1 protein-coding gene is annotated in these 12725 nt (G+C 69.5%); it reads right to left on the reverse strand.

Annotated features, from left to right (window positions below; all coding sequences use genetic code 11):
• Window positions 1–72: 72 nt before the first annotated feature.
• Complete coding sequence (locus tag AC3QL3_RS18395) at window positions 73–12669, reverse strand: DUF7933 domain-containing protein (RefSeq protein ID WP_492895557.1); 12597 nt, start codon at window positions 12667–12669, stop codon at window positions 73–75.
• Window positions 12670–12725 lie beyond the last annotated feature (56 nt).

Below are 12725 nucleotides of genomic sequence, written 5' to 3' on the forward strand. Positions count from 1 at the left end.
GCCGCGCCGTGCGGCGCGAAAAACCTGGCGCCGCGCGGACCGTCGAAACGGAGCGCGCGGCGCCGTACCCGTCTAGTCGAGTCGACGGCGTGCGTACCAGCCCAACCCCAGCAAACCGAAGCCGATCAAGAGCAGCGCCCACAGCCGCGTCGTCGGCACCGGCAACGCTACGTTCGGCGTCTCGACCACGACGACGACCGTCGCCGGACACGGCGGCGCCGTGCCGCTCGGAGCGCAAGTCGCGATGTCGCTCGGCGTGACCGTAGCGGTGTTGACCACGCTCGCCGGCGGATCGGCCGACACCGTCGCCGTAACCGTGTAGACCAGGCTCGCACCGACCGGGAAGGTCGGCACCGACTCGCTGATCGCGCCGCTGCCGCTCGCGTTCGGACAGGCCACGCCGCCGCTCGCGGCGCAGGTCCAGGCGTAGGCATCGAGTCCGAGCGGGATGGGATCGCTGACCACCACGCCGGTCGCATCGGCGTTGCCGACGCTGCGCACGGTGATCGTGTAGACCACCGATCCGCCCGGTTGCAGCACGTTCGTATTCGCGCTCTTGGTGATCGAGAGTTGCGGCGTGCCGGTTACCGGCGGCACCACGATCACCACGCAGTTCGCCGGCTGCGGGATCGCCGTGCAATCGGGCGGCGTAGTGCCGGTCTGGTAGGCGACGTTGCCGATCTCAGTGACGCCAGCCGGCACCGGATCGACCACGCGCACGACCACGGTCAAGTTCAAGCTCGAATTCGCCGGTATCGTCAGACCGCTCCAGCTGACCACGCCGCCGGCATGACTGCCGCCGTTGTCGGCCGAGACGAACACGGTATTCGCATCGAGCGGATCGGTGACGCCGTAGTTGCTCACCGCGCTGCCGCCGCTGTTGCTGAGCACGATCGTGTAGGTCAGCGTTTCGCCCGGCTCGGCCTGGCCGTTGCCGTTCGCGTCGATCACGGACTTGGCGATCGTCACCGCACCCGCGGTCGGCGTGACCACGCACTGCGAACCGGCCGGCGGACACGAGGGCGGCGTGGTGCCGGTCTGGTACGCGACGTTGGCGACCTGGCTCACACCCGCCGGAAGCGGATCGGCCACGCGCACGACCACGCTCAAGCTCAGTGTGCCGTTGGCGGGAATGTCGAGGCCGCTCCAACCGACCACGCCGGCGGCGAAGGTGCCGCCGTTGCTGGCGCTGACGAAGCTCGTATTCGGATCGAGGCGATCGCTGACCGCGTAGCCGGTGACGGCACTGCCGCCCGTGTTGGTCAGCGTGATCGTGTAGCTGAGCTCCTCGCCCGGCTCGGCCACGCCGGGCTGGCTGCCGCTCTCGCCGACCAGGGCCTTGGCGATGACCACCGCGCCGACGGTCGGCGTGACCACGCACTGCGAACCCGCCGGCGGACACGAAGGCTGCGGCGTGCCGGTCTGGTAGGCGACGTTGGCGAGCTGGCTGACGCCGGCCGGAATCGGATCGACCACGCGCACGACCACGGTCAGCACGAGCTGGCCGTTGGCCGGCACGGTCAAGCCGCTCCAAGTGACGGCACCGGCCGCGGCGGTGCCGCCGTTGTCGGCCGAGACGAAGCTCGTGTTCGGATCGAGCACGTCGGTGACGCCGTAGCCGGTCGCATCGCTGCCGCCGGTATTGGTCAGCGTGATCGTGTAGCTGAGCTGCTCGCCCGGCTCGGCCACGCCGGGCAGGCTGCCGCTCTCGCCGGCGAGCGCCTTCACGATCGTCACCACCGACGGCGTCGGTGTGACCGTGCAGTTGTCCGGCCGCGGCGTCGCGGTGCAGTCGGGCGGCCCGATCGACGGATCGTAGGCGACGTTGCCGATACTGGTGACGCCGGCCGCAATCGGATCGGCCACGCGCACCGTCACCGACAAGGCGAGGCTGCCGCCGGCCGGAACCGTGAGGCCAGTCCACTGCACGTTGCCGCCGACCAGGACGCCGCCGTTGTCGGCCGACACGAACGTCACGTTCGGATCGAGACGATCGGTGATGTCCTGATCGAGCGCGGCGCTGGCGCCGCTGTTGGTCAAGGTGATCGTGTAGGTCAGCTGCTCGCCCGGCTCGGCCACGCCCGGCACGCTGCCGCTTTCGCCGCTCAGCGTCTTCACGATCGCCAACAACGGCGTGCCGGTGCAGGTGCGCGCATCGCCGCTGGCGCTGCCGCCGAGCGCGGCCGCGTTGCGCAGGCCGCCGTTCGGATTGGCGCAGTCGTCGGCCAAGGCCGGATCGGTCAGCGTGAAGGTCACCGTGTAGCTATAACTCTCGCTGCCGCCGGCGGCGATCGTCTCGCCCGTCACGATGGTGCCGCCGCTCGGCGTCAGCGTGCCGAGCGTGCTCGACAACGGATCGGGACCTGCGTGCGTGACCGCACTGACCGAATCGATCGTCGCGCCGGCGAAGGCGAACGCATCAGCCAGGTCGTAGCTACCCTCGGCGCCGCCGGCGTTGCTGACCGCGACGGTGTAGACCAGGGTGTACTGGTTCGGCGTGCCGGTCGGCGTCGGGCCGCTCGCGCTCTTGCTCACGCTGACGTCGGGCACTTCGCTGCAGGTGCCGACCTGGCCGGCCGAGCTGCCGCCGAGCTGCGCCTGATTGCGCAGGCCGCCGCCGCTGCTGCAGCTGCCGATCACCGCGGCGTCGTCGACGGTGAAGGTCACGCTGTAGGTGTAGTTCTCGTCGGCCGCCGCCGCGATCGATTCACCGACCACGATGCTGCCGCCGGTCGCACCGAGCGTGCCGAGCGTGCCGGCGAGCGGATCGCTGCCGCCGTGCTGCACGGCGCTGACCACCACGCTGCTGACGCCGGCGAAGGTGAAGGTGTCACTGAGATCGTAGCTGCCCGGCAGCGTGCCGTTGTTCTGCACGTTGACCAGATAGGTCAGGCGGTACTCGTTCGGATTGCCGGTCGGCGTCGGTCCGCTCGCGCTCTTGCCGATCACCACCGCTGCCGCACCGGTACAGGTGGTCGATTCACCGACCAGCGAACCGCCGAGCTCGGCCTGATTGCGCAAGCCGCCCGATGGATTGGTGCAATCCTGCGCCGTGGCCGGATCGGTGACGGTGTAGGTGACCGTGTAGCTCCAGCTCTCCGCACCGCCGGCACTGATGCTTTCGCCGCTGACGATGCTGCCGCCGCTCGGTGCGGTGAACGTGCCGAGGGTGCCGTCCTGCGTATCGCCGCTGCCCGACGAATACGCCGGTGTGCTGACCGCGTTCACCGTCGCGCCGTTGAAGCTCAGTGTGTCGGCGAGGTCGTAGCGGCCGGCCAGGCTGCCGCTGTTGGCGATCGCGACCGTGTAGGTCAGGGTGAACTGGTTCGGAGTGCCGGTCGGCACCGGCGCGGTCGCGGTCTTGACGATGTTCACGCTCGCAGCGCCCGTGCAGGTATCGGCCGCCGGTGCGCCGGTCGAGGCGCCGCCGAGTGCCGCATGGTTGCGCAGGCCGCCGCTCGGCGATGAGCAATCCGCTGCGACGTCGGCGTCGTCGACGACGTAGGTCACGGTGTAGGTCCAGGTCTCTGTACCCTGCGCGCCGATGCTCTCGTTCGTCACGATGCTGCCGCCGTTGGGCGCACCGATGCTGCCGAGCGTGCCGTCCTGGATCTGGCCGGCGCTGCCGCTGTAGATCGGCGCGCTGATCGCGCCGACAGTGGCGCCGTTGAAGCTCAGCGTATCGGCAAGGTCGTAACGGCCGACGCTGCCGCCGCCGTTGTGCACGCTCACCACGTAGGTGATCTCGTACTGGTTCGGCGTACCGGTCGGCGCCGGTGCGCTCGCGCTCTTGCTCACGCGCACTTGCGGCGCGCTCGGCACGATCACGCACTGAGCGCCGGCCGGCGGACACGCCGGCGGCACGGTGCCGGTCTGATACGCCACGTTGGCGACCTGGGTCACGCCGGCCGGCAACGGATCGACCACGCGCACGACCACGGTCAAGCTCAGCGTGCCGTTCGCCGGCACGGTCAGGCCGCTCCAGGTCACGCTGGCGCCGGCAGCGACGCCGCCGTTCGACGCGCTGACGAAACTCACGTTCGGATCGAGCGTGTCGGTCACGCCGTAGTTGGTCGCGGCGCTGCCGCCGCTGTTGGTCAGCGTGATCGTGTAGGTCAGCTGCTCGCCGGGCTCGGCTTGGCCGGCCAGCGTGCCGCTCTCACCGGTCAAGGCTTTCGCGATCGTCACCGACGGCGCGGTCGGCACGATCACGCACTGTCCGCCGGCCGGCGGACACGCCGGCGGCGTGGTGCCGGTTTCGTAGGCGACGTTGCCGATCTGCGCCACGCCGGGCGGAATCGGGCTTGCCACCTGCACGACGACGGTCAGAGTCAGGGTGCCGTTGGCCGGCACGGTCAGACCGCTCCAGCTGACGACGCCTGCGGCCGCAGTGCCGCCGTTGTCGGCCGAGACGAAGCTCACGTTCGGATCGAGCGTGTCGCTCACACCATAAGCCGTCGCAGCGCTGCCGCCCGAGTTGGTCAACGTGATCGTGTAGGTGAGCTGCTCGCCCGGCTCGGCTTGACCGGCCAGAGCGCCGCTCTCGCCGGTCAGCGCCTTGGCGATGTCGACGTTCGGCGCGCTGGTGCAGGTCGGCGCATCGCCGCTGGCGCTGCCGCCGAGTGCGGCGCGATTGCGCAGGCCGCCGGCCGGATTGGCGCAGTCGGCCGCGGCGTCCGCATCGGTGACGGTGAAGGTGACCGTGTAGGCGTAGGTCTCGTTCGCCGCCGGTGCGATCGGCTCGGCCGTGACGATGCTGCCGCCCGCTGCCGTCAAGGTGCCGAGCGGCGTCGTCAGCGGATCGCTGCCGCCGTGCGTGATCGCGCTGACCGCATCGACCGTGGCGCCGGCGAAGGCGAACGCGTCGGTGAGATCGTAGAAGCCCGCGGCGGCGCCGTTGTTGCTGACGGTGACGAGATAGGCGATCGAGTATTGATGCGGCGTGCCCGTCGGCGTCGGTGCGCCGGCGGTCTTCGCGATGACGAGGTTCGGCACGTCGCTGCAGGTGTCGACCTGGCCGCTGGCGCTGCCGCCGAGTGCGGCCAGATTCTTCAAGCCGCCGCCGCTGGCGCAGCTGCCGATCGCGGCGACGTCAGTGACGCTGAAGACGACGCGGTAGGCGTAGGTCTCGCTCGCGCCGGCGGCGATCGTCTCGCCGCTCACGATGCTGCCGCCGGTCGCGCCGAGCGTGCCGAGCGGTGCGCTCAGCGGATCGCCGCCGCCGTGTGTGATCGCACTGACCGACACCACGTTGACGCCGGCGTAGGTGAAGGTGTCGGCGAGATCGTAGGTACCGGCCAGGCTGCCGTTGTTCTGCACGCTGACCAGATAGTCGAGCGCGTACTCGTTGGCGGTGCCGGTCGGCACCGGGCCGCTCGCGCTCTTGCCGATCACCACCGCCGGCGCGCCGGTACAAGTGGTCGATTCGCCGACCAACGAGCCGCCCAGCTGCGCGTCGTTGCGCAGGCCGCCGGCCGGATTGGCGCAATCCTGCGCCGCCGTCGCGTCGGTCACGGTGTAGGTGACGGTGTAGGTCCAGCGCTCGGCACCACCGGCCGTGATCGTCTCGCCGCTGACGATGCCGCCGCCGCTCGGCGGCGCGAACGTGCCGAGCGTGCCGTCTTGCGTATCGCCGCTGCTCGAGCTGTAGGCCGGCGCGCTGATCGCATTCACCGTGGCGCCGTTGAAGCTCAGCGTGTCGGCGAGGTCGTAGCGACCCGGCAGGCTGCCGCTGTTGGCGATGTCGACCGTGTAAGTCAGCGTGAACTGATTGGCCGCGCCGGTCGGTACCGGCGCCGCCGCGGTCTTGACGATGTTCACGCTCGGCGCGCCGCTGCAGGTGTCGGCCGGCGGTGCGCCGGTGGCGGCGCCGCCGAGCAACGCGTGATTGCGCAAACCGCCCGACGGCGTCGAGCAGTCGGCTGCGACATCGGCGTCGGTGATCGTGTAGGTCACCGTATAGGTCCAGGTTTCGCTGCCGTTCGCAGCGAGCGTCTCGCCGGTCACGATGCTGCCGCCGTTCGGCGCGCCGAACGCACCGAGCGTGCCGTTCTGCGGATCGCCGGTGGCCGACGCGTGCGCCGGTGCGCTGACCGCGGTGACGGTGGCGCCGTTGAAGCTCAGCGTGTCGCCGAGGTCGTAGCTGCCGCTGCTGCCGCCCGCATTCGCGACCGTCACCACGTAGGTGATCGCGTACTGGTTCGGCGTGCCGGTCGGCGCCGGCGTGCTCGCCGTCTTGACGATCGACAGATCGGCCGCGGTCGGCAGCGGACAGCCGGTGACCGTCTGCGGCAAGCCGAAGCTCGACGTCGAGCCTGCCGCGAGCGGATAGCCGCCCGCCACGTAACCGGCGTTGGTCGGATCGTCCGGCGTGTTGACGACGTTGAGCGCCGTACCGCCGAGGTTGCCGGGAATGTACATGCGGTCGTCCGCACCGCGGCGCACGTGGCCGCCCTGGACGGTGCCGGTCGCACCGAGGAATTCCTCCGTGGCCGCGATGTCGCCCGACGTGTTCGCACCCGCGATGCGATAGCGGTACAGGCGGCCGCCACCGAAGATGCGCGAGGCATAGACGTAGTCACCGGCCGGCGAGAAGTCGGCCGTGTACAGGACCGAAACGGCCGGTACGCCGGTCACGCTCGGACGCCAGGTGTAGCGCTCGAACGCATGGCCGCTGGCGCCGTCGAAATTCAGCACGCGCAGTTGTCCCGAGCCGGTCCTGTCCGAGGCGGCCTGGGCGAGCTGGCGCAGCTTCTTGTCGAAGTACAGCGAGCCGTACCAGTTGCCGTTGTTGGTCGACAAGGTGCTCGCGACCGGCGCGCCGACCGGGCCGTTGTCGTCGAAGGCATACGCCAGCAGGGTCGGCGCATTGTTGGTCGCGGTCAGCACCCAGAAACCGGTGCCGTCGGCGTTCGGCACCGCGGTCAGTGCCTCGGACGCGGTATTGGGCGCGCCCAGCGCAATGTTCTTCTGACCGGCGACGATGTCGCCGAGGCCGCCGTTGAGCGTCATGTCGACCACCGAATAGCGCAGCTGGCCGTTCGGCGCCGCGCCGACGTCGGTGTCGGTGGTGACGATGAAGTAGCGGCCCGCATGGCCGATCGCCGGGAACGCCGCCACGGTCTGCGTCGCCGAATCGTTGCCGAGCAGGCCCGAGCCGTTCGGCATCGGCGTCTGGTTGCGCGTGTAGGCGACCTTCGCGTTCGACCAGAACTGCAGCTGGCCGGCCGAATCGGTGACGACGGTGCTGCCCTCGGGCGTGACGATGTTGCTCGGATTCCGCAGCGCGGTGGCGGTCGTTCCGCTGACGCCGAAGTCGATGCCGCCGCGCGTGCCGAAGAACCACCAGCGCTGCGTGGCGCGCGTGTCCTGTTCCGTACACGCCAGCGGCAGATGGATCGTCGGCACGATGACGCACTGCCCGCCGGCCGGCGGACAGCTCGGCGCTACGGTGCCGGTTTCATAGGCGACGTTGCCGATCTGGGTGACGTTGGCCGGCAGCGGATCGACCACCTTGACGACTACGGTCAAGGTCAGCGAACCGCCGGCCGGCACGGTCAGGCCGGCCCACGTGACCGTCGCGCCGGCGGCGCTGCCGCTGTTGTCGGCGGAGACGAACGTCACGTTCGGATCGAGCGTGTCGGTCACGCCGTAGTTGGTCGCGGCGGTACCGCCGCTGTTGCTCAGGGTGATCGTGTACGTCAGTTGCTCACCCGCCTCGGCGAAACCGGGCAGGCTGCCGCTTTCGCCGGCGAGCTTCTTGACGATCGCCACCTTCGGCGCCGTCGGCACGATCACGCATTGCCCGCCGGCCGGCGGACACGCCGGCGGCACGGTGCCGGTTTCGTAGGCGACGTTGGCGATCTGCGCCACGCCGTTCGGGATCGGGTTCGCGACCTGCACGACGACGGTCACGGTCAGCGTGCCGTTCGCCGGCACGGTCAGACCCGCCCACGTCACCGCAGCGCCGGCAGCGGTGCCGCCGTTCGACGCGCTGACGAAGCTCACGTTCGGATCGAGCGTGTCGGTCACGCCGAAGTTGGTCGCGTCGCTGCCGCCGCTGTTATTCAGCGTGATGGTGTAGGTGAGCTGTTCGCCCGGCTCGGCTCGACCGGCTTGCGTGCCGCTCTCGCCGGTCAGCGCCTTGCTGATCGCCACCTTCGGCGCCGTCGGTACGATCACGCACTGCCCACCGGCCGGCGGGCAGGTCGGCGGCACGGTGCCGGTTTCGTAGGCGACGTTGCCGATCTGCGTCACGCCAGCCGGAATCGGGTTCGCGACCTGCACGACGACGGTCAAGCTCAGCGTGCCGTTCGCCGGCACGGTCAGACCGGCCCAGGTCACCGCAGCGCCGGCGGCAGCGCCGCCGTTCGACGCGCTGACGAAGCTCACGTTCGGATCCAACGTATCGGTGACGCCGTAGTTGGTCGCCGGCACGCCGCCGCTGTTGCTCAGCGTGATCGTGTAGGTCAGCTGCTCGCCCGATTCGGCTTGGCCGGCATGCGTGCCGCTCTCGCCGGTCAGCGCTTTGACCAGGGTGACGTTGGCCGGCGCGAACACTGGCACGACGTAGTCTTCCACTTCGCCCGGACCGCGCGAGCCGACGAAATCGGCCGTGCTCAAGTTCGCCGGGAAGGTACTGTTGCGCTCGATGCGCAGGCGCAGATAGGTGCGACCGCTGCTGAGCGCCGCCGTCGCTGCGGCCGGCCACGAGAAGTTGCTGACGGTCGCGCCCGCGGTGAGCGCTTGGCATTGTCCTTCCGCCGCGGAGAAGCTGCCGTTCTGGTCGAAATCGACCCAGGCGCAGGCGGTGGCGTCGCCGGCGGTCGTCTCGACCGGCACGGTCAACGCATACGGCGCCGCGATGATCAGCGACGGCGCGCCACTCGGGAACGCGTTCTCGTCGTCGATGCCGTTGAGGTCGTCGCCGTCGGCATTGGGGCTGGGCTGGCCGTCGAGTTCACCGTCGGGCAAACCGCCGCCCAGGCTCAGGCCCGGGCCGGGGAAGAGATGGCCGGCGCCGTTGCTGGCGTTGAGCGTGCCGTAGCTGTCGGGCGCGTCGCCGAGTTCGCACACCTGGGCGAAGCCGATGTCGTCGAGCGCGACGTCGTTGCCACCCGCGACGCCGGAGTTGTTGGCCAGCTCGACCCGCACCGTGGTTTGCGTGGCGGTGAAGACCAGCTGCTGCTGCAGCCATGGCATCGTGCCGGCCGTGCCTTCCGGCAGGCCGCCGGTATTGAACGAGGCGAGCACCGCGTTCGTCGCCGGATCGACCACGCGCAAGGTGACGTCCGGCAGCCCCAGACCGAAGCCCGCGACGATGTTGGCGAGCGAGGCGAAGAAGTTGTAGCGCGCGCCGATCGCCAGCCCGCTGAAGGTGTGCCGATAGAAGATGCCCGGCGACGGATCGCCGTTGACGATCATCATGTAGCCGTCGGTATCGCCCGGCGTGTGGTCGGGTGCGTCCTGCCAGGCCGGATTGCCCAGGATCGAACGAGTGACCAAGCCGTATTGGCCGGCATCGACGAAGTTCGCACCCGACTGGAACGCGTAGGTGGTGGTGCCGGCCGGCAGCGCCGGGCCCCAGCCGCTGACCGCGCCCGGTGTGACCGCGTAGCTGCCGAAAGTCTCGACGAACGGCGCTTCGCACGTCAGCGGCAACACGGTCGCCACCGAGACGCGATGATCCTCGACCTCTCCGTCCGCCGCCGCGCCTTGCGCGCGCGCATCGCCGCCGCTCGGCGCGGTGCCGGCGGCCAGCGTCTGCGTGGTCAGGCGGAAACGCGCATAGGTCTGGAAGCCGTCCGTCAACGGCGCTGGCGCGGTCCAGGTACAGGTGGCCTGTGTCGCCGCCGTCGCGACGGACGGACAGTTGCCGGCCTCGCCCACGTCGAAGCGGCCGTTGCCGTCGAAGTCGATCCAGGCGTACAGGTTGGCGTTGCCGCCGCTCGTATTGGTGAGCGGCACGTCGAGCGAAACCGCGGTCGAGCCTGGCTGCAGCGCGATCGGGCCGAAGAACGCGTCTTCGTCATCGATGCCGTTTGTATCGTCGCCGTCCGCCGCGGCGCCCGGGAAACCATCGCTCTCATGATCGACGCGCACGCCGAGCATCAGCGGTGCCGTTCCCGCGGCGACGTCGTAACCGACCAGTGTGTGACGCGCGCCGTTGCTGGCGAGCAAGGTGCCGTAACTGTCGGGCGCGTCGCCGAAATCGAGGCGATCGGCGATATTGGTAATCGTGCAGCCGATCTGCTGGCCATAGGCGAGCGCAGACGGCGCTATCGTCCAGGTCGCGCTCGGCGCATCGAAGCTGCCGATCGGCGTGCCGTCGGCAAGCTGGCAGGTGATGCCCGAGAGCACCCAGTTTGCGGGCAGCGACTCCGCGAGGGTGACCGGCTGCGAAATGTCGAGCACGTCGAACACCGCGCTCGAGGTACCCGGCGCACCCGGCGCCGTGGTCGTGATCGTGACCGGATTGGTCGCGCTGGTATTGCCGAGCGTGAAGCCGAAGCTGCCGACGGCGTTCTGGCTGATCTTGGTCAGCTGGATCGTCGGCTGCACCGCGACGCACTGGCCGCTGATGCCGTTGTTGAGATTGGGCGACAGACCGCTGATGTTGCCGAAGCCGTTGGTGGTGGCCGAGTCGGGACAATCGGGCGGCGTCACGCTGACGCAGGTGAACTGCTGGATCTGTGCGATCAGGTTTTGCAGGCCGACGAGATTCTGGTTCTCGTTGGCGAAATTGGGGTTGTAGCAAAGACCCGAGAAACCGGGCCGGTTGGTGACGTCGACCGTCACCGTGCAGAAGCCGCCGGCGACCACGGTGCCGCCGGCGAACGCGACGCGGCTGTCGCCGGGCGCGGCGGTGATGGTGCCGCCGCAAGTGGTCGTGCCGTTGGCCGGATCGGCGATCTGCAGGCCGGTGGCGAGGTTGTCGGTGAAGGCGATCGGACGATCGATCGAGGCCGCACCGGAGTTGTCGATCAGGAAGGTCAGCGTGGCGACGCCGCCGTAGGGAATCGTGTCCGGCGCGAAGGTCTTGCCGAGCGTCGGTACGGCTTCGTCGGTGATCGTGTAGGTCGAATCGGCGATGCCGGTGCGGCAGCCGCTGGCGCCGGCGAGCGACAAGCCGGCCGAGGCGTTGCGCAAACGCAAGACAATCGTCTCCGCGCCTTCGACCGCGCTGTCGGTCGCGATCTGCAGATACGGCGCCAGCGAGATCGCGGTCGCCGCAGTGCCGTCGTAGTTGCCGGCCGGGATCGTCACCACGATCGTGCCGGTGGTCGGATTGGTGGTGTAGTCGCTGCCGCGCACGGCGCTGCCGCCGACGATCTCGAGCTCGAGCGTCTGCGCGCTCGCGACCGGGCCGTTGACCAGGAGCTGCGGCAGGTTCGCGCTCGCCACCGATTCGGGGCCGGTCGCGGAGGAGGTGCTGAATTCGACCGCCGCGGTCAAGCCGGTGATGCTGACGTTGTCGATGAAATTGCCGGCGCCCGGACTGCCCGAAGCGGACGAGATCGCCGCGAACTCGAACGTCATCGCCTTCGGTTGCGTCAGCGAATTGGTCCAGCTGCCCTGCCAGCGGCCCCAACCGGCGGCGGTCGGAGAACCCGCCTGCGCCGAGCAAGTGAATCCGGCGGTCGGCGTGCAGGTGTGCGGATCGGCCTGCACCGTGCCGTCGCTCAGCGTGGCGATGTCCTGTCCGTTGATGCGCAGGCGCGCGACGTCGACCGCACCCGCAGCGCCGCGTGCGCGATGCGAGACGCGCCACGTGAAGGTCTCGCCCGGATAGACGCACAGCGGGGCCGGGCTCAAGGCGCCGTTGATGAAGGCGTTGAGTTCGACGAACTGATTGCCCTCATCGGGCAGCACGCCGCCGAAGCCGGACCGCCACAGTTCGATGTTGCCGCCGGTCAGGAACGGCGTGCCGAAGCCTGCGTTCGGAACCGCGACGGAGTCGGTGGTCGACCAGCCCGGCACCAGGGTCTCGGAAACTTGTGCGTTCCCTGTCGCGAGCGCCGGCTGCTCGAAACTCGGATTGAGGATCGTGCGCGACGGCGGTGCGCCCTCGAACACCTCGATCTCGGCCAGGTTCAGCGTCGTGCTCGCCTTCATCGTGTAGATGCGCACGTAGCGTGCGATGTGCGTGCCGACCTTCATGTCGAGCGAGGTCCAGGGATTGCCCTGGCCGGTGCCGTAGCCGCCGCCGGCGGCGTTGGTGCCGGCGGCGTAGGCGATCTTGTTGACGAAGGGCGCGCTCGGATTGAGCGCCGGATCGAGCGTGGACTGCGGACTCGAGGTCACGCCGGTCAGGCTCGACGGCCGCGTCGTCAGCACGATCCAGCGCGCGAGGTCGCCATTGCCGCCGTCGGTGCGGTTGGACAGGCGCACGCGGTCGATGATGTAGTCCTGACCGAGGTCGACTTCGATCCACTCGCGGTTCGTGCCGGTCTGCGTCGAGCCGGTCCAGCAGATGCGGTCGGTCGGATAGTTGCCGTTCGTGTTGCCGTCGGTGCAGTTGGCGCCGGCCAGGGTCGGATCGCCGTTGCTGCCGGACATCGTGACCGGCTTGCCCAAGGCGATGTTGTCGCCTTGCGCGGCATGCGCGGCACCACCGAACAGCGCGGCGGCAGCGAATGCAAAGCGCGCCCATACTCGCGGTGAAGCCATGCAGGCGATTCGCCGGGATGCCTTCGCGAAGGAAAGCGCTTGTTGGCCGATCGAGT

The organism is Dokdonella sp. GW821-FHT11D02, assembly GCF_058808595.1.